This is a genomic window from Falsirhodobacter xinxiangensis (assembly GCF_004959935.1).
GTDB classification, from domain to species: Bacteria; Pseudomonadota; Alphaproteobacteria; order Rhodobacterales; family Rhodobacteraceae; genus Falsirhodobacter; species Falsirhodobacter xinxiangensis.
Genome location: NZ_SMYN01000006.1, coordinates 142,167 through 168,285, shown reverse-complemented (window position 1 = coordinate 168,285; position 26,119 = coordinate 142,167). Strand labels below are relative to the sequence as shown.

The window sequence follows — 26,119 nt, the reverse complement described above, 5'->3', positions numbered from 1 at the left end:
CAAACTCAGTCGTGATTAAATCTGCCTCAGCTTGGCCCCCGGCTCCATTCCAAATTCGCGCGGTGCGAGGGAACGGACGCGCCCCGGCCCTACATGCGATGGAGTGATAAATTCTCTCGATAAGCCTCGCGGAACATGTCGGGGTGGCGCTGGTTCCTCTGCAAAAGGAGGACGATCATGGCCAACGAACCGCGCAAGTCGGACGAAAAGCGCAGCAAGCCGCCCCGCCGCGAAAACGATCAGCACACTCATGAGGGATCGGCGCACGACCCGTCGGAGTTCGATGTGATGAACCCGGCACGCACCAAGGGCAAGCCGAACAGCGACGTGCAGGAGAACCAATGATGGCCGAAAAGCCAGATCCCGACACCAATCTGGAACCCGACACCCGCCTGCAACCTGCGACGCCCATCGATCCCGAAATCCCCAAGCCAAAGGCAGAACAAAACGTCGCGCGGCGGGTCCAGTCCGGACAGGAGGCCAACATGAAGAAGGAAATCGATCAAAGCCAGATCCGCCACGATCCGGCATCGCGCCGCACCTTCGATGCCGACCATCGCCCGGATGGACAGACCAAGCAGCGGGGCCGGACAGGCGATGCGCCTGGCGCCCCGCACGGCAAGGCCAATACGCGTGATGACAGAAAATCGCGGGAGGGAACATGAAGAAACCGGAGGACAAGGGCGGGCGGGACGGTCTTCGGGGTCCGATGACATTCGTCTATGTCATCATCGTCGTCGGGGCCGCGATTCTGATCGGCACTTTCTTTCTTGCCGGGCGCGCGCCGCAGGGCGCGACGGAGCCTGCGCCGCAGGTTGATCAATAAGCTACGTATCGTCGGGCGGATCGAGGATCAGCCGCTTGTCGAGCCCGTGTTTCTGCATCTTTTCGTAAAGCGTCTTTCGGGACACGCCGAGTGTTTCATAGACCGGTCGCAATCGGCCACCATGGGCGGAAATCGCGCCGGCGATCACGCTGCGCTCGAACGCCGCGACCTTCTGCGCCAGCCGCTGCCCTTCGGCGGCGGGCGTTGCCTCCAGATCAAGGACGAACCGTTCGGCGGCATTGCGCAATTCGCGCACATTGCCCGGCCAATCCTGCGTGGACAGTGCTGCAAGCATGCCGGGCGAGGGTTGCCGATCCTCGACCCCGTGCCGCGCAGCACTTTCGCGGGCCAGTTGCAGGAACAAAAGCGGGATGTCTTCGCGGCGATCGGCCAGCGCCGGGACCTTCAGCGTGGCAACGTTCAGCCGATACAGAAGATCGGCGCGAAAGGTTCCGCGGGCAACCTCGTTTTCCAGATCGACCTTCGATGTGGTCAGGAAGCGCACATCCAGCGGAATCGCCTCGTTCGAGCCGAGCCGCGTGATCACCCGTTCCTGAAGGACGCGCAGGAACCGCCCCTGAAGCGCAAGCGGCATCGACGCGATCTCGTCCAGCAGGATCGTGCCGCCGCGGGCATGTTCGAACTTGCCGTAACGCGGACGCAGCGCGCCGGGAAAGGCGCCGGCCTCATGCCCGAAGAGTTCCGATTCGATCAGGGTTTCGGGCAGGGCTGCGCAGTTGATGACGATGAAGGGACGATCCGCCCGCCCCGAGACGTCGTGAAGCGTGCGCGCGACCACCTCCTTGCCCGCGCCCGTCGGCCCTTCGATCAAGGCGTCCGCGTCGCTGGCGCCGATGGCGCGCAGGCGATACCGCAGGTCCACCATGGCCCGGCTGCGTCCTGCCAGACGCGCCTCCACATCGTCGCGCTTGCCTGCAACGGCGCGCAAACGGCGGTTTTCGATCACCAGCGCCCGATGTTCCGCTGCGCGGCGGATGATCGCGGTCATGCTCTGGATGCTGAAGGGCTTTTCCAGAAAATCATAGGCCCCGCGCCGCAGCGCTTCGACCGCCAGCTGGACTTCGGCATGGCCGGTCACGAGGATGACGGGAATGTCGCGGTCGATGTCGTGCAATCGGCGAAGCAGCGTCATGCCATCCATCCCCGGCATCCTGATATCGCTGACGACGACCCCATGAAAACCGGGCGAGGCAAGCGCCAGCGCTTCTTCGGCGCTGGCCAGCGGTTCGACCGCAAGCCCCTGAAGGTCCAACGCCTGCGCGGTCGAATGGCGCATCCGGTCGTCATCGTCGACAAGCAGCACTTTCATTCCGCGGCCATCCTCAACGCGCTTCTCATCACCACCTCGAACACCGCGCCGCCATCTGGATGAGATGTGACGCGAAGATCGCCGCCGAAGTCCTTCATGATGTTATATGAAATCGAAAGCCCAAGCCCGAGGCCGCTTCCCTGCTTGGTCGAAAAGAACGGGTCGAAGATCCGGTCCGCAATGCCAGTCGGAACTCCCGGCCCGTGATCGCGCACCCGAAGGACCACTGGATCGCCAGGGGTCGCGTCAATTTCGATCCGGCGGTCACCCGTGCCTTCGACGGCGTCGGCGGCATTGGTCAAAAGGTTCACCAGCACCTGCTGAAGCCCCACCGCCGCGCCGCGCACCGTAGGCAGATCGGGCAGGTCCAGCACCACTTCTGCCCGTGCGGCGGCAAGGCGCGGGCCGGCGATGGCCACGGCCTCGCGCACGGTGGCAGCGAGGTCCAGATCCTCCAACCGCTGGTTCGGCTTGCGGGCCATGGCGCGCAGGTGGTGCCCGATGGCTGCGATACGGTCGATCAGCGACAGGATCTGCACCACGTTCTCGCGCGCCCGGGGATAGTCTTGGCGGTCGATCAGGATCGCCGCACTGTCGGCATAGTTGCGCGCGGCGGCAAGCGGCTGGTTGATCTCGTGCGACAGGGCCGCCGATATGCGGCCCAGTGCCGCCAACTTGCCCGCCTGCACCAGATCCGCCTGCGTCCGTCGCAACTCCTTCTCGGCCAGCCGCCGTTCGGTCACCTCGGTCTTTATGCGGCTGTTGACGCGGGCAAGGTCGGCGGTCCGCTCCTCGACCCGCTGTTCCAGCAATTCCTGCGCCTCGGCCTGAAGGGCCAGCCGTTCGGCCAGTTGCGCGCGGCGTTGCAGGATCAGCCCGCCCACCGTTCCCGTCACCGCCAGCAGCAGCACCCCCGCCAAAAGCGCCAGCCGCGCCTGCGCCAGAAGCGGGCCGGTGTCCAGAAGCGCGTGGACCGCCCAATCGGCGCCGGGCATGGTCGCGGACCGCTCCAGATATTCGCGCCCGCCGGTGTGGAAGGTGGCAAAGCCGGACCGCTCGCCCCGGCGATGATCCAGCGGCATCAGTTCCGCATCGGAATAGCGGCGGGAGGCGGCGGTGCGCTCGGTCCGCTCCGGCTCCATCGGCAGCGTCGTGGCATAGACGAGGCCGGGGTCCGAGGCGAGGAACACGATGCCTTCGGGGTCGGTCACGAAGATGCCGATATCGGTGCCGCGCCAGCTGCCCTCGATCGCGTCGAGGCCGATCTTGAACACCATCACCCCGGCGTTTCGCCCATCCGGCGCGCGGATCGGGGCGGAATAGTAATATCCGCGCACCCCCGAGGTCGTCCCGAGCGCATAGAAGCGCGAATCCCGTCCCGCCAGCGCCTCGGTAAAATAGGGGCGATAGGAGAAATCCTCGCCGATGAAGGTTTCGGGCAGGTCGAAGTTGCTGGCGGCGATGGTGATTCCGTCCGCGCCGATGATGTAGATGTCCGAGGATTCCAGCAGCTCGTTGGTCGATTTCAGCCAATCATTCATCGCATCCGCATCGGACGGATCGGCGATGAAGGCGCGCACGTCCTCGTCTTCGGCCAGAAGCCGGGGCAGGGCCTCGTATCGGCGCAGATGGCCGATCAGGCCGTCGGTGGTCAGACGCAGCGCGGCCTGCGTGCGTTCGGACCCTTCGGCAAGATAGGACCGGGTCACGACACGACTGCCAAGCGTCATCAGCACGACGATGGCCGCCGCCCATATCGCGCACCACTGGATCAGCCGCTGCCGCTCCATCCCCGTCTCCTGCTCCCGCCGGATATCATGCGGAGATTCGAAGGGCTTGTATAGGTCCGTGTAGGAAAGCTGACACCTTCGGGTTATATCCACGGAAACGGGCAAGGCTGGAGGTCGGACGGGTGACGAAAGGTGGTGGCGAGGCCGAGGATATGGGCGCGGCAGTCGATGCGCTGCTTCGGTCCGAGTCTTGGGAACGCAGATTGGCCGAAGCCCGGGAAAGCCGCCGCAAGGTGATGGAGGCAAAGCGCGCGAAAAAGGCCGAACCGCTGATCCTGCGGTCGGAATGGACCGCGCCGCCCCCGGAACCCGAACCTGCGCCCGTCTTCCCCGCGCCCGTGATCGACCACGCGCCGCCCCGGACCAGAACCCGCTTCGTCCTGCTGGGCATACTGGCGCTGGCCGTGCTTTTGACAGCGCTGGCGTTCTGGCCGCGCGGCAAGGCGAACGAGGCCGATGCCTCGCCCCGCCGCTCGGTGCTGCAAGAGCTTTTGCGACCCGCACCGATGAATTTCGCAAAGGTTCCGGACCTGAACCTGCCCACCGGCTATGACGTGCCGGCGCAGGTGCGGCTTGAACACCTGCCGCCTTTACAGCTCAGCCATGCGCAGGCGGGGGTGCCGGCGGTGGGCTACGATGTGCCGATGCCGGGGGCTGCGACGACGCAGGTGGCAATCGAGGGGCGGTTGCCGCTGTCCGTCGCGCCCCCCGCCACCGAGGAGGAGGCATATGCGGTCTTTCTCGACCGGTTGCGCCTTGCCGCAGGGCCGGGCGCGCGGCTCCGCATCCACCTGCCGCCCGGTGCGCCGGCGCTGAACGATCCGGACTGGGCAGAGCTTCGCCCTTCGGTCTTCGCCATGCCGGACAATGTGATGCGCTTCTATCACCCCGAGGATGCCGAAGGCGCGGGCCGCGCCGCCGAGGTTGCCGGGGCGCGGCTTGCCGACATGACCGGATATGCGCCCAGCCCTGAACCGGGCGTGCTGGAATTGTGGATTACGACCCTTCCGATACGAGGGTGACCGTCACCTCGCCCGGCGGGCGACCGGGCAGGGCGGCGCCACGCGCATCTTCTGCCGACAGTCCGGGCAGAAAGGAGGCGACGTCGCGGGCCATGTTGCGATCCTGACCGAAGCCATGTTCCACGGCGCTCGTAGCTGCGACCGCCGCGCCGATCTCCACCGGCAGCCCGGCGGCACGGAAAGCGGTGGCGAGTTCGGCGGCAAAGGGGGCAGCGCCGGGGGCCGTAAGGATGCGCATGCGCCCCGTGGGTGGTGGTGGCGCAGGATCGCCGATCGCCTGCCACGGCCCCGCCACATAGGCCGCATTCCCTTCGGCGATGCGCGACACCCGCCAGAACAGCGGCCCCTCTGCCGGGGCGGGCAGGACGACCGCCGAAAGCGCGGTTTGCAAATCCGCGACCGGGCCTTCCGGGGTGACGAGTTCCAGATGGAAAATGCTGCCACCGGGGCCGGGCGGCGCGGTCCATGCCAGTTCGGCGCGGCTTCCGATGCGCGCACCGCCAAGCGGAACCGGGGGCGAAAGATCGCGTGCGAAGGGATCGTCCGCCAGCACCGCAAGCCGATCCTGCGCCGCGCGCAGTTGCGGCGCCGCCAGTCCAAGCCAAAGCCGCGCCAGATCGCGGTTGCGCGGAACGCCCTCGCCCTTGTCATAGAGCAGGCCAAGATTGTATTGCGCGCGAAGGTTTCCTTGCGCTGCGGCACGCGAATACCACGCGGCGGCGGCAGCCGTCTCGCGCGGGCCGCCGGTTCCGCTGTCCAGCATCACGGCGACGTTGAACTGCGCCTCGGCATGGCCAAGATCGGCGGCCGACAGATACCAGCGCAGCGCCGCCGCCGCATCGCGGGGCATCCCGAGGCCAAGGTCGTGCAGCAACCCAAGGCCGAACATCGCATCCGCCGATCCTGCCGCCGCCTCTGCCCGCCAGCTTTCGGCGGCGCGCCCAAAGTCGCTGGCGTCGAACGCACGCTGCCCTTCCTGCGCGGTGGCGGGAAGGGCGGCGGCGATCAGGATGGCAAGCTCAACGCCAGGAAATCTCGACGACACGATTGGCCTGTTCCGCAACGCCTGCACTTGTATCGACGGGCAGTTCCGTCGTGCCACGCCCCAGCACCTGAAGCCGGTCCGCCGGAATGCCCCGCGCCACCAGCCCGTCCGCAACTGCTTGGGCGCGGGCGACCGACAGTTGCAGGTTGCGCCCGGCATTGCCCACCGTATCGGCACCGCCGGTGACGATCATGACGATGGGGTTTCCGGCGCGGAACAGGCGCGCGGCTTCATCCAGCGTGTCGAGCCCCTCGGCGGGGACGGCGGCTGCTCCGGTCGGGAAAGAGATGGAAAGGGGTTCCTGTTCGGCTTGTGCAAAGGCCAGCGCGGGCATGACGGAAAGGCTCAATGCGGCAATAAGATGTTTCATGACAATCGTCCTCGGATCACTCGTTATACACACGATGATAGATCGTCCGCAGCGCCTGTCACCTGCCTTCGCGCGACTGTGACCGCCATGCGTCGGCATAGGCGGCCAGCGCGGGATCGGGCCGGATACCCGCAGCCGGTTGCGGCAGCGGCCCCGGCCCGGCCAGCAGCGCCGCACCAAGGGCGGTGCCGGTGAAGCCGGTCGAGGGTTCGACCTCGCGGCCCGTGGCCGAAGCCAGCATCGCGGCATAATCCGCATTCGCCGCGAACGGCCCTTCGACGATGACCGGACCCGCCGCGCGGATGATCGACAGGCATTCCGCCGTCATCATCGCCAGATAGAAGGCAAGCGCGACAGCCTCCTCGCCCTCGTCCTGTGGGTCCAGCGTCCAGCGGGCCTCATGGCCCCGGAACGGCCCGGAGCCCGGCTCCACCGCCGGAAGCAGCATGACGCCGCGGTCCAGCACCCGCTGCGCCGCATCGGGCGTGGCTCGCAGGTCGCGGCCCGCGCGGACCAGTTCATATTCGCGCCCCCCCATGAACCGGGCCGATGGGACCGGATGGCCCAGCGCATCGACATTGACCAGCGTGTCGCGTTCGGGGTCCAGTGGTCCCTTGCCCGCGCCCACCGCCATGCAGACCACCCATGTCCCCGTGGACACGACCGAAAACGCCCCCCGCCGCGCCAGCAGATGCGGATAGAGCGAGGCGTTGCTGTCATGGATACCGCAGGTCACGGGCACCGCCCCCAGCCCCGTCCGCGCGGCCAGATCGGGACGCAGCGGCCCCAGAACCTCGTTTGCCCGGCGCATGGGCGGGATCAGCCGGCGCCATCCCATCCGGTCCACCAGCGACGACGGCTCGCCCTTGTCCGGGCGCCAGAGGTCGGTGTGGCAACCGATGGATGTCGCCTCGCAGGCAGCAACTCCGGTCAGCCGCATCGTCCAATATTGCGGATAGGTCATGACATGCACCGCCCGCCGCGCCTGCGGGAAGTGCCGGAACTGCCACCAAAGCTGCGCACCGACGTTCAGGCCCATCCCGAGGCGGGGCGATCCGGTCTCGGCAAAAGGCGGCGGGTCGTAATCCGCCGTGTCGATGGGGTGCTCGTAATCGAGGATCGGCAGCACCAGATCGCCCGCCGCATCCACCAGCGCCGCCGTCGCCCCATGCGCCGCGACGGAAATCGCATCGATCGGATGCAGCGCGGACAGCGCGTCCAGGATGAACTCCCAATGGTCTTCGGTGCGGTAGTGGGGATAGGGGCCGCTTCTATCGATCACGTTGGGCATCTTGCGGATGCCGGTCTCGGTCATGGTCGCGGTGTCCACCAGCGCGACTTTCACATTCGTCTTGCCGATGTCGATGACGGCGACGCGCATGTTCTTCCCTCCCCGGAAAATGACGTCAGACCCGGATTCCCTCCCGCGCGGGGGTTTGTGCGACGATCAACCTGACCCCCGCTTCCTCCAGCATGGCGGCGTGCCGATCCTCGATGCGTTCGTCGGTGATCAGCGTATGGATGCGCGACAGGGGACACAGGATCAGCGCCGAGCGGCGCGCGAATTTCGAGGAATCGACCAGCAGGATCAATTCGTCGGCCTGGCCGATCAGCTTTTCCTCGGCTTGGATGATCAGCGGGTCCTGTTCTATCACGCCCAGAGGGGCGACGCCTTGCGCGCCCATGAACATCCGCCGGGCATAGAAATTGCGCGTGACGTCATTGTCGAACGGCGACAGCACGATGTTCTGCTCGCGATAGATCGTGCCGCCCGACAGCATGACTGTGTTCTTCGAATGGTGCAGCAGATGCTCCGCGATGGGGAAAGAGTTGGTGAAGACCTGCATCCGGCGCGTCGCCAGCGGATGCACCATCTGGAATGTGGTCGTGCCGCCATTGATGATGATCGCATCGCCATCGTCGCACAGATCCACCGCGGCTTTGGCGATTGCGCGTTTCTGCGCGATGTTGATTGCGGCGTTGACGGAAAACGGGCGTCCCGTCAATGCCGCGACAGGGCTGGGCGACAGCGCCTCGGCCCCGCCACGCACCCGGCGCAGACGTTTCTGAAGATGCAGCGCCGCAATGTCCCGGCGGATCGTGGCTTCGGAACTGTTCGTCAGATCAACCAGTTCCGCTACTGCCACGAAGGGCTTGGCCTGAACGGCCGACAAGATCACCCGATGCCGTTCGCTTTCGTGCATGACGTCCCCCTTGATCTGCAAGCTACCGTGATCCGCTTCCAAGTCAATCGTCGATGATCGAAGGTGAGCGATTATGATTGACTCGGAAACGGCGATGCTGAAACCTGCGGACGGGGAAACGGAGGAGGCCGGGATGCCGCGCTTGGAGAACCTGTGGGACGACGCGAAGGCCGAGGGGATGAGCGAGCCGGAGCGGCTGCTCTATCGTTCCAATCTGCTGGGATCGGACAAGCGGGTGACGAATTACGGCGGGGGGAACACCTCGGCCAAGGTTTCCGAAATCGACCCGCTGACGGGCGAGACCGTGGAGGTGCTGTGGGTCAAGGGGTCGGGCGGCGACATCGGCTCGATGAAGCTGGACGGGTTTTCGACGCTGTATATGGACCGCCTGCACGCGCTGAAATCCCGGTATCGTGGCGTCGCGCACGAGGATGAGATGGTCGGCCTCCTGCCCCATTGCACCTTCGGGCTGAACCCCCGAGCGGCCTCGATCGACACGCCGCTGCACGCCTATGTTCCGCGCGCCCATGTCGATCACGTTCATTCCGACGCCATCATCGCCATCGCCGCATCGGACAAATCCAAGGCGCTGACCGAGGAGATTTTCGGCAGCGAGATCGGCTGGCTGCCGTGGAAGCGTCCGGGGTTCGAACTGGGCCTGTGGCTGGAGGATTTCGCGCGGTCCAACCCGCAGGCGAAGGGTTGCGTGCTGGAATCGCACGGCCTGTTCACTTGGGGTGATGACGCGAAATCCTGCTATGAGACGACGCTGGAGATCATCAACCACGCCACCGAATGGCTGGAGGCCCGCATGACCGGCCCCGCCTTCGGCGGCGAAACCCGCGCCCCACTGCCGCCCGATGAACGCCGCCACATCGCCGCGCGCCTGATGCCCGCCATCCGCGGGCTGATCTCCAAGGATCGGCATATGGTCGGTCATTTCGACGACCAGCCCGCAGTGCTGGAATTCACCTGCAGCGCGCGGCTGGAGGAGCTGGCGGCGCTGGGCACATCCTGTCCGGACCATTTCCTGCGCACCAAGATCCGCCCGCTGGTGCTGGAGGCGGATGCCGACCCCAAAGCCGCCATCGAGGCCTATCGCGAGGGTTACGCCGCCTATTACGACCGCTGCAAACGCGAGGGGTCGCCTGCGATGCGCGATCCCAACGCGGTCGTCTATCTGATCCCCGGCGTCGGGATGATCACCTTCGCGCAGGACAAGGCGACGGCGCGGATTTCTGGCGAGTTCTATGTCAACGCGATCAATGTGATGCGCGGGGCATCGGCCATCGGCAATTATCGCGGCCTGCCCGAGCAGGAGGCCTTCGACATCGAATACTGGCTGCTGGAGGAGGCGAAGCTTCAGCGGATGCCGAAACCGAAATCGCTGGCCGGGCGGATCGCGATGATAACGGGCGGCGCGGGTGGGATCGGGATGGCGACGGCAGAGAGATATCTGTCCGAAGGTGCCTGCGTGATGCTGGCCGATATCGACGGGCTGGACGCGGCGGTTCAGGGGCTTTCCGCGCGCTTCGGCGCCGATGTGGTGCGTGGCACCCGCATGGACGTCACCAGCGAGGATGCCGTCGCCGCCGCCTATGAGCAGATGGCCGTGGAATTCGGCGGTGTCGATATCGTCGTGTCGAACGCAGGGATCGCATCCTCGGCTGCGGTCGAGGATACGACGCTGGACCTTTGGAACCGTAACATCGCGATCCTGTCCACCGGCTACTTCCTCGTCTCGCGCGAGGCGTTCCGGCTTTTGAAACGGCAGGGGATCGGCGGGTCCATCGTGTTCGTCGCATCCAAGAACGGTCTTGCTGCATCGCCCGGCGCGTCGGCCTATTGCACGGCCAAGGCGTCCGAGATCCACCTTGCCCGCTGCCTCGCGCTGGAGGGCGCGGCGGACGGCATCCGGGTAAACGTGGTCAACCCCGACGCCGTGCTGCGCGGATCGCGCATCTGGCAGGGCGAATGGCTGGACCAGCGCGCCAGCACCTACAAGACCGACAAGGACGGGCTGGAGGAGATGTATCGCCAGCGCAGCCTGCTCAAACGATCCGTCCTGCCCGAAGACATCGCCGAGGCGAACTACTTCTTCGCCGCTGACGTGTCCGCGAAATCCACCGGCAACATCCTGAATGTCGATGCCGGGAACGTGCAGTCGTTCACGCGATGAAACACGCAATCGAAGCCGTCAATGCGCGGCATGAACCGGCGCTGCGTGCCGATTACGACGCGCTGGGCGAACATCTGGATCGGCGCGGCATCGACATCGCGCAGATAGAGGCCAAGGTCGCGGCCTTTGGCGTGGCGATCCCAAGCTGGGCCGCCGGCACGGGCGGCACCCGTTTCGCCCGCTTCCCCGGCGCGGGCGAGCCACGCGACATCTTCGACAAGCTGGACGATTGCGGCGTGGTCCATGCGCTGACCGGGGCGACGCCGACCGTGTCCCTGCACATCCCGTGGGACAAGGCGGACCCGTCCGATCTGCTGGCCAAGGCAGAGCAGGTGGGCCTGGGCTTCGATGCCATGAACTCCAACACCTTCCAAGACCATGCAGAGATGCCGCTGTCGTTCAAATACGGATCGCTTTCGCATACCGATCGGGCGGTGCGCGATCAGGCGGTGGCGCATAACATCGACTGTATCGAGATCGGGCGGCAGATTGGATCGAAGGCGCTGTCGGTCTGGGTGGGGGACGGGTCGAACTTCCCCGGACAATCGGACTTCACCCGCCAGCTTGACCGCTACATGAAAAGCGCGCATCGCATCTATGACGCGCTGCCCGAGGATTGGCGCATCTTCACCGAACACAAGATGTACGAGCCAGCCTTCTATTCCACCGTGGTGCAGGACTGGGGTACGTCGCTGATCATCGCGCAGGAATTGGGCGACAAAGCGCAGTGCCTTGTCGATCTGGGCCACCACGCCCCGAACGTGAACATCGAGATGATCGTTTCCCGGCTGAAGCGGCAGGGCAAGCTGGCGGGCTTCCATTTCAACGACAGCAAATATGGCGACGACGATCTGGATGCGGGGGCGATCGACCCGTATCGGCTTTTCCTCGTGTTCAACGAATTGGTCGATGCGCCGGCCGGGCTCGCCTATATGTTGGATCAAAGCCACAATGTGACCGATCCGCTGGAAAGCATGATGACCTCGGCCACCGAGGTGCTGCGCGCCTATGCTCAGGCGCTGCTGGTGGACCGGGCGGCGTTGGCGGGGCATCAGGATGCGAATGACGCGCTGATGGCGTCCGAGGCGTTGAAGGTGGCGTTCCGCACGGATGTGGAGCCGATCCTTGCCATGGCGCGGCTGAAGAGGGGCGCGGCGATCCGCCCGGTCGCGACCTATCGCAAGGCGGGCTATCGCGCGCAGGTGGCAGAGCAGCGTCCGGCGGCAAAGGGCGGGGGCGGAGGGATCGTCTAGGTCGGCGAGACCCCGTGCCAGCGGCGGTCCATGTAAACCATGGTCGAAAGCTCCGGCCCGTTGCCGAGGGCCGCGCCTTCCAGAAGTTCCGCCGCGACCAGCGTCGATCCGTTCACGTCCAGCGTGCCGACGATCCTTGCGCGGAACCACGTGCCCACGGCGGTATAGCGCGGCTCGCCCGTGGGCAGACGTTCCCATGCGACATCCGGCCCGAAACGGTCGGCACCCTTGGTCGAGCAGAGTTCGCCCAGCCATTGGTCCTGTTGGCGCAGCAGGTGGATCACCAGCGTTCCCGCCTTCAGGATATGGGGCGAGCTGGACGACATGGATGACAGCGAAAAACCCACCGTCGGCGGCGATGACGTGACCGAGATCAGCGAGGTGATCGTCAGCCCCACCGGCCCTTCGCCATCATCCGCCGCCAAGACGGAAACCCCTGCCGGATGAAGGCGGAAGGCTGTGCGGAAAGCCTCGTCCAATGTCATCCCAAACCCTTGTCTTGCCGATTTTCCCGCACCCTAGCAGATCGGACGCGGGCCGCCAGCCTTCATGCGGGCAGGGCAGCGGGGCGCCGGGCAAGACGGATGGCCGGTTTTTCGATCAGGATGTAGGATGCGTAACCGGCGACAACGCAGGCTGCCGTCGCCACCAGCACATAGGTCCAGGGCTGCGCAAAATCGGGGTCGAACTTGCCCCAGACCATGCGCAGGATCGCCAGAACGAAGGGATGCGACAGGTAAAGGCTGTAGGAACTGTCGCCCACCACCCTTGCAAACCCCTCGCCCACCTGTTCGAGCCGCAGCGGCAGGAAGAAGATCAGACCGACCGAGAACACCGCGCTTGGAATGCCATGCGAGACGAGGCGCAGCCCTTCGATGGGCGACAGCACCACATACAGCACCGCCGCCGTCAGCAGGCAAAGCGCGAACATCGCAGCAGAACGCTGGCCGGGGCTGTGCTGCCACAGTTTCGCCAAAAGCACGCCGATCAGGAATTCTGCGATGATCGGGTTGCCCCAGAAACCGAAGGCGGTGCCGGGCAGGGCCGCCCCGAGGATCATCGCCGCCATGATCAAAAGCCACACAACTTCCAGCCAGCGCGCATTGCGGCGCAGCAGGGCGATGGCGAAAAGGGCATAGAAGAACATCTCGTAATTCAATGTCCAGCCGAGCGCCAGAACCGGCAGGTATTCCCCGTTCGCATTGGGAAAGGGCAGGAACAGGAAGGACGAAATCACCATCGGCAGGCTTGCCGCCGCATTGTTCAGCGCGGAGGGGAAGATCGCGATCGCAAGCAGCATCCCGCAGGTATAGAACCAATACAACGGAACGACCCGCCACAGCCGCTTGCGGATGAACGTGCCCGCCGCGCCTGCCGTTCCGATCAGCTTGGCGCTGGAAATCACCATCACGAAGCCGCTGACGATAAAGAACACATCGACGCCGATGCCGAAATCGAAACGGGTGGGGCTGAACGCGCCATTGGCCTGAAACGCCTCGGTCTGGGCATGGCCGAAGACGACGACGATGGCCGCGATGGCACGCAGCAGTTGAATGGAGACGAGGCTCCCTGAACTCTTACCGGGCAAAATCGCCCCCTTGAACACTGGTTACAGCCGCGGAAGCTACAATGGCTTCCGCGGCCTGTCGATAGTTACGGTGCGCCTGCCGCCTCACGATAGGCCTGAAGCGCGGGTTTTGCGCGGCCCGATTGCGTGACAAGGCCGAACCAATCCTCGGGGTTGTCGTCCCCCGTGCCGCGGTCGGCATAGCCATACCAGAAGACCGGCCCCGCCCAATCCTGCGCGGCCAGAAGGCGCATCGCATCGCGGATCATGTCGGCCTGTTCCTGCTCGGTCACGGCGGTGTCGGAGCCGTGGGTCGGCGCGCCGAACTCGGTCAGCCAGATCTTCTTGTCTGCATCGCCATTCTGCACCATCAGATCCCGGATCGGGCCGGTCATCATGGTCCATCCGCTCCACGACACCGTCTCGGACGGTTGGTGGGGATAGGAATAGGGGTGGAAGCCCAGCGCGTCGAAGGATTTGCCGCCGCCATGGGCATAAATGCCGCGCACGAAATCTACGGCGGAATAGTGGTCGATCTCTCCGAAGAAATCGGTTCGGGGGACGGGCGACAGGCCACCCGCGATGACGGTGGCGTTCCGGTCGGCCTGCTTGATCGCAGGATAGGCCGCCTTCAGCAGACGGGTATAGGCGACCGGATCGGGGTTCGGCCAGAAACCTTTGAGGTTCGGCTCGTTCCAGACCTCCCACGCCGTGATCCCGCGCGGCGCGTATCGGCGCACGGCCATGTTGAGGAACTTGGCGTAAGCCTTGGGGTCGACGGGGGCGGAATAGCGCCCGTCCTTCCATTGCCAGCGCGGCGCGAAGCTGACCACGGGCAGCACCTTCAGGCCCGCCGCCTGCGCCGCGTCGACCATCCGGTCGAAGGGCCGCCAGTCATAGCGGCGCGCAGTGTCGGGCTGCACCACCGACCAGTTCAGGTCCGTGCGGAACCATGTGGCACCGGCGGCGGCATAGGCCTCCATCTCGGCCCGCAGCGCGGCGTCGGATTTCCAGCGGATGCCGTCGAATCCCGTGGCGATACCCAAGGGAGTTTCGGCCCGCGCCTGTTGCGACCAGATCATCCCGATCAGCGCCAGTGCAAGCATCACGATCCGCAGCGGCGGCGGCATCTTGGCGGAAACGGTGAACATCATTACATCCTTTGAACGGTGTCGAGGATTGCGCCGCCTTGTGCGGGCAGGCAAGCGCCAAGCTGCCGCAGCAAGATGAGTTCGCGGCAAACGAGGCGTGCGGAGCCCGCGCAACACTTGACATGCGAGCATGATGTAGTAACTTTACTACATACGGAGGCCGCCATGACCATCACGACACTTTCCAGCCGCGAGTTGAATCAGGATATCGGCCGCGCCAAGAAGGCGGCCAAGGACGGCCCGGTCTTCATCACCGACCGGGGTCGTCCGGCGCATGTGCTCTTGTCGATCGAGGATTACCGCCGCCTTTCCGGCGGGCGGCGCAGCCTTGTCGATGCGCTGTCCATGCCCGGCCTTGCGGATATCGACTTCGATCCCGCGCCCGCCCGCATCGGCCTGCGCCCGGCCGATCTTGGCTGATGTTCCTGCTGGACACGAACGTGATTTCCGAGCTTCGCAAGGCGGGCTCGGGCAAGGCGGACCCCAACGTGATCGCGTGGGTGTCGCGGGCCGAGGCTGACAGCTTTTTCCTTTCCGCCATCACGGTCATGGAGCTTGAGATCGGCGTGCTGCGTATCGAGCGGCGCGATGCCGCGCAGGGCGCGGCGCTGCGCCGATGGCTCGACGGCCGGGTGCTGGCAGAGTTTGCGGATCGCATCCTGCCCGTCGATGCCGCCGTCGCCCTGCGCTGCGCGGCGCTGCATGTGCCCGACCAACGTTCCGAACGCGACGCGCTGATCGCGGCAACTGCGATACTGCATGGCATGACCGTCGTAACCCGCAACACCGCCGATTTCGCGCCAAGCGGCGTGCGGCTGGTCGATCCCTGGCAAGAATAGGAGCCCCCATGGCCAAGGCCATCCACAGCATGATCCGCGTGCTCGATGAAGCGCGCTCGTTGGCATTCTACGGCACCGCTTTCGGGTTGAAGGTCGCGGATCGGCTGGATTTCAGCGAATTCACCCTCGTCTATCTTTCGAATGCCGAAAGCGGGTTCGAACTGGAATTGACGATCAACAAGGGTCGCACCGAACCCTACGACCTCGGTAACGGATACGGCCATTTTGCCGTGCTGGTGGAGGATCTGGACGGCGAACATGCGCGGCTGACAGCGGCGGGCCTTGTCCCGCGCAAGCTGGTGGATTTTGCACCGGACGGCAAGGTGGTGGGTCGATTCTTCTTCGTCTCCGATCCCGACGGCTACCAGATCGAAGTCGTCGAACGCGGCGGACGCTTCGGCTAAGGAACAGTGTTCCGGGCGCGTTGCGGCGCCCGGAACGTAAATCCGCGTTGATCCGCCTGCGCGCGCCGCTATCCTTCATTCCGGACGGGGGCTTGCAGCCGCAGGACATAGCCGACATCTGTATGACAGATTTCGCCTTTGCGAAGAAAAGGATAGACGATGCTGAAGGCACTTTCCCTTGCCACCGCGATTGCCGCGATTGCCGCTCCCGCCATGGCCGAAACGCTGCGTGTCGGGATGTCGGGGGGCTATTTCCCCTTCACCTTCACCCGCGACGACACGTTGCAAGGGTTCGAGGTCGATTTCATGAACGAAGTCGGCAAGCGCACCGGGCTGGATGTGGAATTCGTGACCATGTCCTTTTCGGGTCTGATCGGCGCGCTGGAATCGAACCGGATCGACACGGTCGCGAACCAGATCACCATCACGCCGGAACGCGAGGCCAAGTATCTGTTCACCCAGCCCTATGTCTATGATGGCGCGCAGGTCGTCGTGAAGAAGGGCAATGAGGGCGAGATCACCGGGCCTGAATCCCTCTCGGGGCGCAGCGTGGCGGTCAACCTCGGGTCGAACTACGAACAGCTTCTGCGCGCGCTGCCGAATGCATCGGAGATCGATATCCGCACCTATGAATCGAACATCGAACAGGACACCGCACTGGGCCGCGTCGATGCCTTCGTGATGGACCGCGTGTCCACCGCGCAGGTGATCGCAGAAAGCCCGCTGCCGCTGGCACTGGCCGGTCAGCCCTTCAGCGAAATCCAGAACGCGTTGCCCTTCCGCAAGGACGATTCAGAATTGCGCGACAAGGTGGATACGGCGATCACCGAAATGAAGGAAGACGGAACGCTGGCCGCGATTTCGGAAAAATGGCTGGCCGCCGATGTGACGAAGCCGGTTTCCGAATAAGATGAGGGCACTGGACCTCGACTTCATGCTTGGTCTGGTACCCATTCTTCTGGGCTACCTGCCGCTGACACTGTTCATGGCGGTGATCTCGATGGTCTGCGCGCTGGTGCTGGCCAGCCTTCTGGCGATGGAGCGGGTGGCCCGCATTCCGGTGCTGGACAGCATCGTCGTGCTGTTCATCAGCTTCTTCCGCGGCACGCCACTTCTGGTGCAGCTGTTCCTGTTCTATTACGGCCTGCCGCAGATGCTGCCGTTCCTGACCAACATGACCGGGGTTCAGGCGGCGATCATCGGGCTGACGCTGCATTTTTCGGCCTACATGGCGGAATCGATCCGCGCCGCCATCATCGGTGTTGATCGCAGCCAGTGGGAGGCGGCCGAGGCCGTCGGCATGACCCGCATGCAGATGATGGGCCGGATCGTGCTGCCGCAGGCGGCGCGGGTCGCGGCACCGACGCTGGTCAACTATTTCATCGACATGATCAAAAGCACCTCGCTGGCCTTCACGCTGGGCGTGACGGAAATGATGGGCGCGACGCAGAAGGAGGCGGCGGGCAGCTTTCTGTATTTCGAGGCTTTCATCGTCGTCGCGCTGATCTATTGGGCCATCGTCGAGGCGCTGTCTTTCGCGCAGAAGCGGCTGGAGTTTTCACTCAACAGGGCGTTCACGCGATGATCCGGCTTCAGGGGCTGACCAAACGGTTCGGGGAAACGACGGTGCTGAACGGCATCGACCTGACCATCGACCAGGGGGAGCGCGTTGTGGTGATCGGCCCGTCGGGCACGGGCAAATCGACGCTGCTGCGCTGCATCAACTTCCTTGACCGACCCGATGCGGGCACCATTCAGGTGGGCGATTTGACCGTCGATGCCGCCCATGCCAGCCGCGCGCAGATTCTGGGGCTGCGGCGGCGGACGGCCTTCGTATTCCAGAACTACGCCCTGTTCGCCAACAAGACCGCGCGGCAGAACATCACCGAGGCGCTGGTCACCGTCCAGCGCCGCCCCCGCGCCGAGGCGGAAGCGCGTGCCGACGCGATCCTTGCCGAAACCGGACTGACGGAGAAGGCGAACAGCTTTCCCGCCGCGCTGTCGGGCGGGCAGCAGCAGCGCGTGGGGATCGGGCGCGCGATGGCGCTGGATGCCGACCTGATGCTGTTCGACGAGCCGACATCGGCGCTCGACCCGGAATGGGTGGGCGAGGTGCTGGACCTGATGCGCCGCGTGGCCGAACGCCGCCAGACCATGCTGATCGTCACCCACGAGATGCAATTCGCGCGGGAAATCGCGGACCGCGTCATCTTCATGGACGGGGGCCGCATCGTCGAACAAGGCCCGCCAGCGCAGGTGTTCGAAGCGCCGCAGGATGAACGCACCCGCAGCTTCCTGCGCCGCGTAACCCGTTGATCACGTAGAATGTTAACCATTCACAAATACGTCACCCAAACCTTTAGAAACTGTTAACGAACCCTGCCACCTTCGCCCGGATTTTCATTCAAGAGTCGAGGCGTGGCATGTCCAATCTCATCATCACCGGCATCATCGACGGGCCGCTTTCGGGTGGTCTGCCCAAAGCGATCGAACTTTATGTCCTGAACGATATTGCGGACCTGTCCGAATATTCCATCGGCGCGGCGAATAACGGTGGCGGGTCGGACGGGCCGGAATTCGCGCTGTCCGGTTCCGCGGCGAAGGGCAGCCACATCTATGTCTCGACCGAGGCGGCGGGCTTCAACACCTATTTCGGCTTCGATCCGGACTTCACCTCGGGCGTGCTGTCGGTGAACGGCGACGACGCGGTGGAACTGTTCCAAGGCGAGGCGCTGGTGGACAGCTTCGGCCAGCCCGACGTGGACGGCACCGGCACGGCATGGGACTATCTTGACGGCTGGGCCGCACGCAAGCCGGGCAGCCTGCCGACGCCAAGCTTCGACGCTGCGCAATGGTCCTTCTCGGGGATCAACGCGACGGACGGGCAGGCGACGAATGCTTCGGCCCCGAACCCCTTCCCGGTGGGTGAGTTCGCCGCCGAGATCCCACTGCGGATCGAAGCCGTCCTCGGATCGACCACGGGCGCGGACCCGGAATATATCGAACTGAGCGGCACGCCCGGCCAGTCGCTGGAAGGGTTCAGCCTGATCGTCGTGGAATCCGACGACATCGCCTCGAACGGCCAGATCGACAAACGTTTCGACTTCACCGCCGATCATGTCATGGGTGACAACGGCGTGCTGCTGGTCGGCAATTCGCTGGTCGCCTCGACCTTCGGCGTCACGCCGAACGTGGAGATCGCCGCCGATTTCATTGAAAACTCCAGCTATACCATCGCGCTGGTGGAAACGGCCTCGCTTGACGCCGGAACCCCGGTTGCGGTGGATGCCGTGGGCGTGACCGATGGCGAAAGCGCCGAATTCTTCCATTTCGACGCCCCGGTCGTCGGCCCCGACGGCACCTTCCTGCCGGCAGGCTTCCGCCGCGACGGTGACGGTTTCGCGCAACTGGACTTCAACAACGACCCGGCGGTGAACACGCCCAATGCCGGAACGACGGCGGCGGGCGAATATGCCGATGTGAAGATCCATGAGATCCAAGGCTCCACCAGCTTTGCGAACGGCACCCTGGTCGGCGTCGCGGGCGCTGCGGATGAAAGCGAACTGCTGGGTCAGGACGTGCGCATTCAGGGCATCGTCACACAGATCGTGCCGGGCCTTGGCGGCTATTACGTGCAGGAGGAGGATGCGGATGCCGATGGCGACGCCACGACCTCCGAAGGCATCTTCATCCGCGGCACTGCCAATGTCGCCGTGGGCGATCTGGTCACCGTCGAGGGCCGCGTGGGCGAGTTCGGCGGCGAAACCGGCCTGACCCCCGCCAGCGTCACGGTGGAATCGAGCGGCAACGCGCTGCCGACCGCCGTCGCCATCGAATTCCCCACCGCCACCGTCCTGCGCGATGCTGATGGCGATTACGTCGCGAACCTCGAAGCCTATGAGGGGATGCGCGTCACGGTGCAGCAGGAAATGACCGTGGGCGAGCTGTTCCAGACCGACCGTTTCGGCACGATCCGCGTGTCCTCGGACGGGCGCATCGACACGTTCACTCAAGTCAACGCGCCCAGCGTCGAAGGGTATGAGCAGCACCTTCAGGACGTCGCCGCCCGCTCGCTTGTCTTGGATGACGGCACCAACGCGCAGAACCCGGCCGAGCTGAACATCCCCGGCGCGGGCGCGATGGCAGCGGACAATACCATCCGCATGGGCGACAGCTTCACCAATATCACCGGCGTCATCAGCTTCTCGGAAGACAGCGCCTCGTCCAGCGAGGAGCCGGAATACCGCATTCACCTGCCCGAAGCGGACCTGTCGCGCGAAAACCCGCGCGAGGATGTGCCTGAAGTCGGCGGTTCGCTCAAGGTCGCAAGCCTGAACGTGCTGAACTATTTCACGACGATCAATGGCGGCACCGGCCCGGCCGGCAATCAGGACCCGCGCGGCGCGAACAACGCCGAGGAGTTTGCGCGTCAGGAAGCCAAGCTGGTCGCGATGATCAATTCCATCGACGCGGACGTCATCGGCCTGACGGAGATCGAGAACGACCCGCAAGGCTCCACCTCGCTGATCGCCCTGGTCTCGGCCCTGAATGCGGCGGGCGGCACCTATGCCTTCGTGGATGCGGGCGTGATCGAAGGGGCGATGGGCGGCGCGGTCGAAGGCGATGCGATCAAGAACGGCTTCCTCTACAACTATGAAACCGTCGATCTGACCGGCGACTTCGCGATCCTTGACGAAACCGTGGACAGCCGCTTCCAGACCGAGAACACGCAGCGCGCCTCGATCGCGCAGACTTTCACCGAAAAGGCTTCGGGCGAAAGCTTCACTGCGGTCATCAACCACCTGAAATCCAAGAGTTCTGCTGTGGACGGCGATGTAGACATCGGCGACGGGCAAAGCGCCTCGTCCAACGTCCGCACTGCCGCTGCCGAGGCACTGGTCGACTGGCTGGCGACGAACCCGACCGGCACCGGCGAGGAGGATGTGCTGATCCTTGGCGATCTGAACGCCTATCGCATGGAAGACCCGATCACCGCGATCCGATCTGGCGCGGACGGCGTTCTTGGCACCGCCGACGATTACACCGATCTGGGGGCCGAGTTCGATCCCACCGGCATCAGCTATGTCTTCGACGGCCAGCAGGGCACGCTGGACTATGCGATCGCCAATGGCAGCCTGAAGGGGCAGGTCACGGGCGCGCAATATTGGAACGCCAACGCCGACGAGGCCGACGCGCTGGACTACAACACCGATTTCGGGCGCGACAAGGCGCTGTACACCGGCGACGCATGGCGGGCATCGGACCACGATCCGATCGTCGTCGGGCTCGACCTTGGCAAAGAGGAAGAACCAGACGTGTTCACGCTGGAACTGCTGCACATGTCCGACCAAGAGGGCAACGGATCCTCCATCGTCCACGCCCCGAACGCATCTGCCGTGATGAACGCGCTGGAGGCGCAGGATCTGGGCAATGACGGCATTGCGGACAATACCCTGCGCGTCTCCTCGGGCGATGCGATCATTCCGGGCGCGTTCTATGACGCATCGGGCGCTGTTTTCGGATCGGGCGGCATCGGCGACATCCAGATCCAGAACGAGCTGGGCTTCGAGGCCATCGCGCTGGGCAACCACGAGTTCGACAAGGGCACGGCGGAACTGGCGGGCCTGATCTCGGGCGATGCGGTGGGGAACTTCGACGCGCTGGTCGGAACCTCGCTGGAAGGCAAGGATTTCACCGGCACCGACATGCCGTATCTGTCGACCAACCTCGATGTCTCGACCGACCCGAACCTTGCGCCGCTGGCGGTGTCGGGCAAGATCGCGAACTCCAAGGTGGTCGAAAAGGGCGGCGAGCTGATCGGCATCGTCGGGGCGACCACGCCGACGCTGGCGCGCATCTCCTCGACCGGCGGCGTGACGGTAGAGCCGGCATGGGCGGGCACGACCCCGACTTCGGCGGAACTCGACGCGCTGGCCGCCGACATCCAGTCCGAGGTTGACGCGATCCTTGCCGCCAACCCGACCATGAACAAGGTCATCCTGCTGGCCCATATGCAGGTGATCGACGTCGAGTTCGAACTCGCCTCGCGCCTGTCGGGCGTGGACGTGATCGTGGCGGGCGGGTCGAACACGCGCCTGCTGGACGAAAACGACACCCCCATCGGTGACGAGGAAGCCCAAGGCCAATACCCGACCTTCCTGCAGAACGCCGATGGCGGGATGACGGCCGTGGTCAACACCGACGGCAATTACAAATACGTCGGGCGTCTGGTCGTGGACTTCGACAAGGACGGCAACATCATCGCGGACAGCTATGACCCCGAAGTGTCGGGCGCCTATGCCACCGACGATGCGGGCGTTGCCGCCCTTGGTGCCGAAGACATGGTGGATGCCGAGGTTCAGGCTATCGCCGACGCCATCGAAGCGCAGATCATCGAAACCCAAGGCAACGTCTTCGGCGTGTCGAACGTGTTCCTGAACGGCAACCGCACCGGCACCGGCCTCGCCGACGACCCGGACGGCGTGCGTAGCCAGGAAACCAACCTCGGCAACCTGACCGCTGATGCCAACCTGCACTATGCCCAGAAGATCGACGAGACGGTAACAGTGTCGATCAAGAACGGCGGCGGCATCCGCGCCTCCATCGGCGAGACGACCGTTCCGGCGGGCGGCACCGACTTCGTGCGCGGCCCGAACGGAGAGCTGCTGGACAGCGCCGGCAACGTCATCAAACCCGAGGGCGGCATCAGCCAAGCCGACATCGCGGCGGCGCTGGCCTTCAACAACGCCCTGTCGCTGGTCACGCTGACCCGCGCGGAACTGCTGACGGTGCTGGAATACGGCGTCGCGGCGGTGGGTGGCGGCCAGTTCGCCCAGATGTCGGGCATCCAGCTTGCCTTCGATCCCGACCTGCCCGCAGGCGAGCGGATCATCAGCGCGGCGATCACCGACGCGGATGGCAAGGATCTTGATGTGCTGGTGCGTGACGGCGCGCTGGTGGGCGATGCCGAAGGTCTGGTCCGCGTCGTGACGCTGGGCTTCATGGCAGACGGCGGCGATGGCTATCCCTTCCCGGCGGGGGGCGGACGTGACCGTGTGGACCTGCTGGAAGACGCGCGTGACGGCGCGGCCACTTTCGCCGACAACGGCAGCGAACAGGACGCCTTCGCCGAATATCTGGCCGAGGTTCACGGCACCGAGGAAACCGCCTTCGACACGGCCGATGGCGGGCCGTCCACCGACGACCGCATCCAGAACCTGAACCTGCGCGACGATACCGTCATCGACGAGCCGGAGTTCGAATTCATCTTCGGCTCGGCAGGTCGCGACAACCTGGTCGGCACCGATGGCGCTGACTTCATCGCCTCGGGCGCAGGCAACAACGACGTGATGACCGGCGGCACTGGCGCGGACGTGTTCTTCTTCGGCTCCGAGGCGCTGGACGGTGTGCGGGCGCGCGACACGATCATGGACTACGAGGTCGGCGTCGATGCCATTGCACTGGGCGAGGGGGTTTCGGTCTCCTCGATCAAGATGGCGGGCGGCACGGCCGTCGTCTATCTGGACGATCCGCTGGGCCGCGACGACGCGATCTATGTCCGCGGCAACGGCATCACCGCCGACAACCTGACCTTCATCGACGAATTCCCGCTGGTGGGCGCGTAAGCGCCCATCCCATTCCATAGGAAAAGTGACCATGTTCAAGTTTGCATCCGCTGCCCTTTCCGCAGCATTCCTGCTGGCCGTCCCGGCTGCCGCCGCCGTCATCGACGTGCCCGTCGCGACCGGCTTCTATCTTGAGACCGAAGGCACCGGCGATTTCCTGATCGACAGCGCCGATGCCGTGGCCGACGGTTATGGTGAAAGCCTGCTGGCCGATCTGTCGGTTGTGTTCGACACCGCCAGCCCGCTGACCACCGCCACCGGCTCCTTCACCCTGCGCGGTGACGAGGGCGAGTTGCTTTACGGCGATCTGTCGGGCGTCAGCTTCGGGGACGACCTCGTGACGCTGTCCTTCGGCAATCTGACCGGCGCTGCCGCCGCAGCCTTCGGCCCGCTTCTGTCGGTCGAGATGTTCTTCTTCGGCGGGTTCGAACTGCCCATCGACGGCGCCAGCTATGAGGTCAGCCTGTTCGCTCAGGGCGGCGAGGCTCCGGCCCCGGTTCCGCTGCCGGCCGGGATCGTGCTGCTGGGCTCCGGCCTTGCCGCGCTGGCGCTGCGCCGCCGCCGCTGATGCTTCCGGCGCGGCCTGTCAGGGCCGCGCCCCATCGTCATCATAGGCCCATTCCCGCCAGATCGCGACCAGAAGCGCCATCAGCACCGGCCCGACGAACAGCCCCACGATGCCCATCGTCTTCACCCCGCCGATCAGGCCGAAGAATGTCGGCAGGAACGGCATCTTCACCGGCCCGCCGATCAGCACCGGGCGGATCGTCTTGTCCACCGTGAACAATTCCACCGTGCCCCAAACGAACAGCGCGACCCCTGCGAACGGGCTGCCGCTGGCCACAAGATAGATCGAGACCAGCGTAAAGGACAAAGGCGCGCCGCCCGGGATCAGCGCCATGAAGCCCGTCAGCACGCCCAGCATCACCGGCGACGGCACCCCGGCGACCCAATAGGCGACGCCAAGGATCACCCCCTCGCCGATCGCGATCAGGGTCATGCCGGTCACGGTCGCGCTGATGGTCAGCGGCACCATGCGCGACAGCCGATCCCACCGCGAAGGCAGGATGCGCCCGCCGATCACGTCAAGCTGCGCCGCTATGTTTTCCCCATCGCGATAAAAGATGAAAAGCGCGATCAGCATGAACAGAAGGTTCAGCGCCAGATGGATCGCCATGTTCCCCGCCGCAAGGATCGCGCGATAGATCGCGCCGATATTGCTGCCGGTGGTCAGCTGCACCAGTTCCGCAATCGCCCCCGGTTTGCCGATGAAGCGCAGCCATTGCTCGTCCAGCCAGATGCCGACCTGCGGCAGCCCCGCAATCCAGCCCGGTGTCGGCGCGCCGACCGCGTTCACCTCAAGCCCCCAGTCGATCCAGACCCGTAATTCGCCCAAGGCATAGATCAGCGCGAAGGTGATCGGCACGACCAGAAAGCCGACGATGATGAGGATCATCAGGATCGTCACCCAGATCCGGCCGAGCCCGGTGTTCCGTTCGATCCAGCGCATCAGGGGCCAGCTGGCAAAGGCCACGATCATCGCCGCGAGGACCGGCACGAGGAAGCCGTGGAAGAAATAGACCGAGGCCGCAAGGATCAGAAGAAGCAGCCAGCGCGCGGCCGAGATGTCGCTGATGATGACGGTCGCGCTTTCGTGGTCTTCTTCGCCGAAATTCTGGCTCACGTCGGTCCTCCTGCCTGCGGATGCCACGATACAGCGCGAGGGTCCGGGCGCAATGGTTCAAGGCCGCATGAATTCAAGAGTTGTGATCTGCGTCATAAGCCCTTAACCCGAACACGCGTAGAAGGAGAGCCGCCCAGATGCACATGAAAGACGTCGTGCTGAAGCCGATGCACCCCGAGGGGTGGAGGTTCGTCGGCATCTTCGCCGCGATAACCTTCGTGCTGTTCCTCGTGTGGGAGCCTTTGGGCTGGCTTGGCGTCGTGCTGACCGTCTGGTGCTATTACTTCTTCCGCGACCCGGTCCGGCAGGTCCCGGTGGGCGAGGATCTGGTCATCAGCCCCGCCGATGGCGTCATCTCGCAGATCGTGGATGTGGTGCCGCCGCCGGAATTGGGGATGGAGCGTGTGCCGATGACGCGCATCTCGATCTTCATGTCGGTGTTCAACGTCCATGTGAACCGCGCTCCCGTCTCGGGCCAGCTGGTCCGCATGGCCTATACGCCGGGGAAATTCTTCAACGCCTCGCTGGACAAGGCGTCCGAGCACAACGAACGCAACGCCCTGCGCATCCGGCTGCATGACGGGCGCGAGGTTGCCTGTGTGCAGATCGCGGGTCTGGTCGCGCGGCGTATCCTGCCTTTCGTGCAGGAAGGCGCGCAGCTTCGCGCGGGAGAGCGGTTCGGGCTGATCCGCTTCGGATCGCGGCTGGATGTCTATCTGCCGCAGGGCGTCGCTCCGCTCGTGTCCGAAGGTCAGATCATGATCGCGGGCGAGACGGTGCTGGCCGAGCTGGACACCATCCGCGGCGCGCGTCATTTCCGGGCGGACTGA

Annotated in this window: 25 protein-coding genes; 15 read left to right on the top strand and 10 right to left on the bottom strand. The window is 64.9% G+C overall.

What is annotated here, in order from left to right:
* The first annotated feature begins 177 nt into the window (after positions 1-177).
* Genes E2K76_RS20315 through E2K76_RS20310 form a run of 3 tightly spaced genes read left to right on the top strand, consistent with a single transcriptional unit; the run spans position 178 to position 826 of the window.
* Positions 178-345: a hypothetical protein gene (locus E2K76_RS20315; protein ID WP_169053256.1), complete on the top strand. Its 168-nt coding sequence runs from the start codon at positions 178-180 to the stop codon at positions 343-345.
* Positions 342-665 (top strand): hypothetical protein, encoded by a 324-nt coding sequence (locus E2K76_RS09755; RefSeq protein ID WP_136684109.1) that lies wholly within the window; start codon positions 342-344, stop codon positions 663-665. Before E2K76_RS20315 ends, E2K76_RS09755 begins: the two co-directional genes overlap by 4 nt.
* Positions 662-826, top strand: coding sequence for a hypothetical protein (locus E2K76_RS20310; RefSeq protein WP_169053255.1), 165 nt, complete (start codon positions 662-664; stop codon positions 824-826). The genes E2K76_RS09755 and E2K76_RS20310 overlap by 4 nt, the downstream gene beginning before the upstream one ends.
* Before the next feature lies 1 nt (position 827).
* Here E2K76_RS20310 and E2K76_RS09750 read toward each other — a convergent pair whose 3' ends face one another.
* Together E2K76_RS09750 and E2K76_RS09745 are read right to left on the bottom strand one after the other, a co-directional pair.
* A complete protein-coding gene (locus tag E2K76_RS09750) occupies positions 828-2,156 on the bottom strand; it encodes a sigma-54-dependent transcriptional regulator (protein WP_136684108.1) in 1,329 nt (442 codons plus the stop codon).
* Positions 2,153-3,946, bottom strand: a complete 1,794-nt coding sequence (locus E2K76_RS09745) for a sensor histidine kinase (RefSeq protein ID WP_136684107.1) — start codon at positions 3,944-3,946, stop codon at positions 2,153-2,155. The genes E2K76_RS09750 and E2K76_RS09745 overlap by 4 nt, the downstream gene beginning before the upstream one ends.
* 122 nt (positions 3,947-4,068) lie before the next feature.
* Here E2K76_RS09745 and E2K76_RS09740 point away from each other — a divergent pair, with 122 nt between their 5' ends.
* Entirely contained in the window at positions 4,069-4,968 is a 900-nt protein-coding gene (locus tag E2K76_RS09740; protein ID WP_136684106.1) for a hypothetical protein, read from the top strand.
* Here the strand turns inward: E2K76_RS09740 and E2K76_RS09735 are convergent.
* Genes E2K76_RS09735 through E2K76_RS09720 form a run of 4 tightly spaced genes read right to left on the bottom strand, consistent with a single transcriptional unit; the run spans position 4,943 to position 8,587 of the window.
* A complete protein-coding gene (locus E2K76_RS09735; protein ID WP_136684105.1) occupies positions 4,943-6,013 on the bottom strand; it encodes a tetratricopeptide repeat protein in 1,071 nt (356 codons plus the stop codon). The genes E2K76_RS09740 and E2K76_RS09735 overlap by 26 nt on opposite strands.
* Positions 5,988-6,383: an OmpA family protein gene (locus E2K76_RS09730; RefSeq protein ID WP_136684104.1), complete on the bottom strand. Its 396-nt coding sequence runs from the start codon at positions 6,381-6,383 to the stop codon at positions 5,988-5,990. The genes E2K76_RS09735 and E2K76_RS09730 overlap by 26 nt, the downstream gene beginning before the upstream one ends.
* Positions 6,384-6,441: 58 nt before the next feature.
* Entirely contained in the window at positions 6,442-7,764 is a 1,323-nt protein-coding gene (locus E2K76_RS09725; protein WP_136684103.1) for an FGGY-family carbohydrate kinase, read from the bottom strand.
* Positions 7,765-7,789: 25 nt separating this feature from the next.
* Positions 7,790-8,587: a DeoR/GlpR family DNA-binding transcription regulator gene (locus E2K76_RS09720; RefSeq protein WP_136684102.1), complete on the bottom strand. Its 798-nt coding sequence runs from the start codon at positions 8,585-8,587 to the stop codon at positions 7,790-7,792.
* Positions 8,588-8,720: 133 nt separating this feature from the next.
* Between E2K76_RS09720 and E2K76_RS09715 the strand changes: the two genes are divergently transcribed.
* Complete coding sequence (locus tag E2K76_RS09715; protein WP_136684178.1) at positions 8,721-10,766, top strand: bifunctional rhamnulose-1-phosphate aldolase/short-chain dehydrogenase; 2,046 nt, start codon at positions 8,721-8,723, stop codon at positions 10,764-10,766.
* Entirely contained in the window at positions 10,763-12,019 is a 1,257-nt protein-coding gene (gene rhaI / locus E2K76_RS09710) for an L-rhamnose catabolism isomerase (protein ID WP_136684101.1), read from the top strand. The genes E2K76_RS09715 and rhaI overlap by 4 nt, the downstream gene beginning before the upstream one ends.
* On the opposite strand, the gene E2K76_RS09705 is transcribed toward rhaI, so the two are convergent.
* The 3 genes from E2K76_RS09705 to E2K76_RS09695 all read right to left on the bottom strand — a co-directional run bounded on the left by E2K76_RS09705 (position 12,016) and on the right by E2K76_RS09695 (position 14,737).
* Positions 12,016-12,504, bottom strand: a complete 489-nt coding sequence (locus E2K76_RS09705) for a flavin reductase family protein (protein WP_136684100.1) — start codon at positions 12,502-12,504, stop codon at positions 12,016-12,018. The two genes, rhaI and E2K76_RS09705, sit on opposite strands and share 4 nt — an antisense overlap.
* A gap of 62 nt (positions 12,505-12,566) precedes the next feature.
* Positions 12,567-13,607 (bottom strand): acyltransferase family protein, encoded by a 1,041-nt coding sequence (locus tag E2K76_RS09700; protein ID WP_169053254.1) that lies wholly within the window; start codon positions 13,605-13,607, stop codon positions 12,567-12,569.
* Between the two features lie 65 nt (positions 13,608-13,672).
* Positions 13,673-14,737: a cellulase family glycosylhydrolase gene (locus tag E2K76_RS09695; RefSeq protein ID WP_169053253.1), complete on the bottom strand. Its 1,065-nt coding sequence runs from the start codon at positions 14,735-14,737 to the stop codon at positions 13,673-13,675.
* Positions 14,738-14,902: 165 nt separating this feature from the next.
* Here E2K76_RS09695 and E2K76_RS09690 point away from each other — a divergent pair, with 165 nt between their 5' ends.
* The 8 genes from E2K76_RS09690 to E2K76_RS09655 all read left to right on the top strand — a co-directional run bounded on the left by E2K76_RS09690 (position 14,903) and on the right by E2K76_RS09655 (position 24,173).
* The gene (locus tag E2K76_RS09690) at positions 14,903-15,157 is read left to right on the top strand and encodes a type II toxin-antitoxin system Phd/YefM family antitoxin (RefSeq protein WP_136684097.1); all 255 of its coding nucleotides are present in this window, start codon (positions 14,903-14,905) and stop codon (positions 15,155-15,157) included.
* Positions 15,157-15,576, top strand: a complete 420-nt coding sequence (locus tag E2K76_RS09685) for a type II toxin-antitoxin system VapC family toxin (RefSeq protein ID WP_136684096.1) — start codon at positions 15,157-15,159, stop codon at positions 15,574-15,576. The genes E2K76_RS09690 and E2K76_RS09685 overlap by 1 nt, the downstream gene beginning before the upstream one ends.
* Before the next feature lie 8 nt (positions 15,577-15,584).
* Complete coding sequence (locus E2K76_RS09680; protein WP_136684095.1) at positions 15,585-15,980, top strand: VOC family protein; 396 nt, start codon at positions 15,585-15,587, stop codon at positions 15,978-15,980.
* 159 nt (positions 15,981-16,139) lie between these two features.
* A complete protein-coding gene (locus E2K76_RS09675; RefSeq protein WP_136684094.1) occupies positions 16,140-16,889 on the top strand; it encodes an amino acid ABC transporter substrate-binding protein in 750 nt (249 codons plus the stop codon).
* Between the two features lies 1 nt (position 16,890).
* Positions 16,891-17,565, top strand: a complete 675-nt coding sequence (locus E2K76_RS09670; protein ID WP_136684093.1) for an amino acid ABC transporter permease — start codon at positions 16,891-16,893, stop codon at positions 17,563-17,565.
* A complete protein-coding gene (locus E2K76_RS09665) occupies positions 17,562-18,296 on the top strand; it encodes an amino acid ABC transporter ATP-binding protein (protein WP_136684092.1) in 735 nt (244 codons plus the stop codon). The genes E2K76_RS09670 and E2K76_RS09665 overlap by 4 nt, the downstream gene beginning before the upstream one ends.
* 107 nt (positions 18,297-18,403) lie before the next feature.
* Positions 18,404-23,605, top strand: coding sequence for an ExeM/NucH family extracellular endonuclease (locus tag E2K76_RS09660; RefSeq protein WP_136684091.1), 5,202 nt, complete (start codon positions 18,404-18,406; stop codon positions 23,603-23,605).
* A 31-nt stretch (positions 23,606-23,636) separates the two neighbouring features.
* Positions 23,637-24,173: a VPLPA-CTERM sorting domain-containing protein gene (locus tag E2K76_RS09655; protein ID WP_136684090.1), complete on the top strand. Its 537-nt coding sequence runs from the start codon at positions 23,637-23,639 to the stop codon at positions 24,171-24,173.
* Between the two features lie 18 nt (positions 24,174-24,191).
* Here E2K76_RS09655 and E2K76_RS09650 read toward each other — a convergent pair whose 3' ends face one another.
* A complete protein-coding gene (locus E2K76_RS09650; RefSeq protein WP_246032931.1) occupies positions 24,192-25,289 on the bottom strand; it encodes an AI-2E family transporter in 1,098 nt (365 codons plus the stop codon).
* 137 nt (positions 25,290-25,426) lie between these two features.
* Between E2K76_RS09650 and E2K76_RS09645 the strand changes: the two genes are divergently transcribed.
* Positions 25,427-26,119 (top strand): phosphatidylserine decarboxylase, encoded by a 693-nt coding sequence (locus tag E2K76_RS09645; RefSeq protein WP_136684089.1) that lies wholly within the window; start codon positions 25,427-25,429, stop codon positions 26,117-26,119.

What these genes read in the sequence shown, in the direction of transcription:
- E2K76_RS09680 (WP_136684095.1), top strand. Translation starts at nt 15,585, where the DNA reads ATGGCCAAGGCCATCCACAGCATGATCCGCGTGCTCGATGAAGCGCGC.
- E2K76_RS09685 (WP_136684096.1), top strand. Translation starts at nt 15,157, where the DNA reads ATGTTCCTGCTGGACACGAACGTGATTTCCGAGCTTCGCAAGGCGGGC.
- E2K76_RS09695 (WP_169053253.1), bottom strand. Translation starts at nt 14,737, where the DNA reads ATGTTCACCGTTTCCGCCAAGATGCCGCCGCCGCTGCGGATCGTGATG.
- rhaI (WP_136684101.1), top strand. Translation starts at nt 10,763, where the DNA reads ATGAAACACGCAATCGAAGCCGTCAATGCGCGGCATGAACCGGCGCTG.
- E2K76_RS09665 (WP_136684092.1), top strand. Translation starts at nt 17,562, where the DNA reads ATGATCCGGCTTCAGGGGCTGACCAAACGGTTCGGGGAAACGACGGTG.
- E2K76_RS09690 (WP_136684097.1), top strand. Translation starts at nt 14,903, where the DNA reads ATGACCATCACGACACTTTCCAGCCGCGAGTTGAATCAGGATATCGGC.
- E2K76_RS20310 (WP_169053255.1), top strand. Translation starts at nt 662, where the DNA reads ATGAAGAAACCGGAGGACAAGGGCGGGCGGGACGGTCTTCGGGGTCCG.
- E2K76_RS09655 (WP_136684090.1), top strand. Translation starts at nt 23,637, where the DNA reads ATGTTCAAGTTTGCATCCGCTGCCCTTTCCGCAGCATTCCTGCTGGCC.
- E2K76_RS09725 (WP_136684103.1), bottom strand. Translation starts at nt 7,764, where the DNA reads ATGCGCGTCGCCGTCATCGACATCGGCAAGACGAATGTGAAAGTCGCG.
- E2K76_RS09720 (WP_136684102.1), bottom strand. Translation starts at nt 8,587, where the DNA reads ATGCACGAAAGCGAACGGCATCGGGTGATCTTGTCGGCCGTTCAGGCC.
- E2K76_RS09670 (WP_136684093.1), top strand. Translation starts at nt 16,891, where the DNA reads ATGAGGGCACTGGACCTCGACTTCATGCTTGGTCTGGTACCCATTCTT.
- E2K76_RS09660 (WP_136684091.1), top strand. Translation starts at nt 18,404, where the DNA reads ATGTCCAATCTCATCATCACCGGCATCATCGACGGGCCGCTTTCGGGT.
- E2K76_RS09755 (WP_136684109.1), top strand. Translation starts at nt 342, where the DNA reads ATGATGGCCGAAAAGCCAGATCCCGACACCAATCTGGAACCCGACACC.
- E2K76_RS20315 (WP_169053256.1), top strand. Translation starts at nt 178, where the DNA reads ATGGCCAACGAACCGCGCAAGTCGGACGAAAAGCGCAGCAAGCCGCCC.
- E2K76_RS09715 (WP_136684178.1), top strand. Translation starts at nt 8,721, where the DNA reads ATGCCGCGCTTGGAGAACCTGTGGGACGACGCGAAGGCCGAGGGGATG.
- E2K76_RS09675 (WP_136684094.1), top strand. Translation starts at nt 16,140, where the DNA reads ATGCTGAAGGCACTTTCCCTTGCCACCGCGATTGCCGCGATTGCCGCT.
- E2K76_RS09745 (WP_136684107.1), bottom strand. Translation starts at nt 3,946, where the DNA reads ATGGAGCGGCAGCGGCTGATCCAGTGGTGCGCGATATGGGCGGCGGCC.
- E2K76_RS09705 (WP_136684100.1), bottom strand. Translation starts at nt 12,504, where the DNA reads ATGACATTGGACGAGGCTTTCCGCACAGCCTTCCGCCTTCATCCGGCA.
- E2K76_RS09645 (WP_136684089.1), top strand. Translation starts at nt 25,427, where the DNA reads ATGCACATGAAAGACGTCGTGCTGAAGCCGATGCACCCCGAGGGGTGG.
- E2K76_RS09750 (WP_136684108.1), bottom strand. Translation starts at nt 2,156, where the DNA reads ATGAAAGTGCTGCTTGTCGACGATGACGACCGGATGCGCCATTCGACC.
- E2K76_RS09730 (WP_136684104.1), bottom strand. Translation starts at nt 6,383, where the DNA reads ATGAAACATCTTATTGCCGCATTGAGCCTTTCCGTCATGCCCGCGCTG.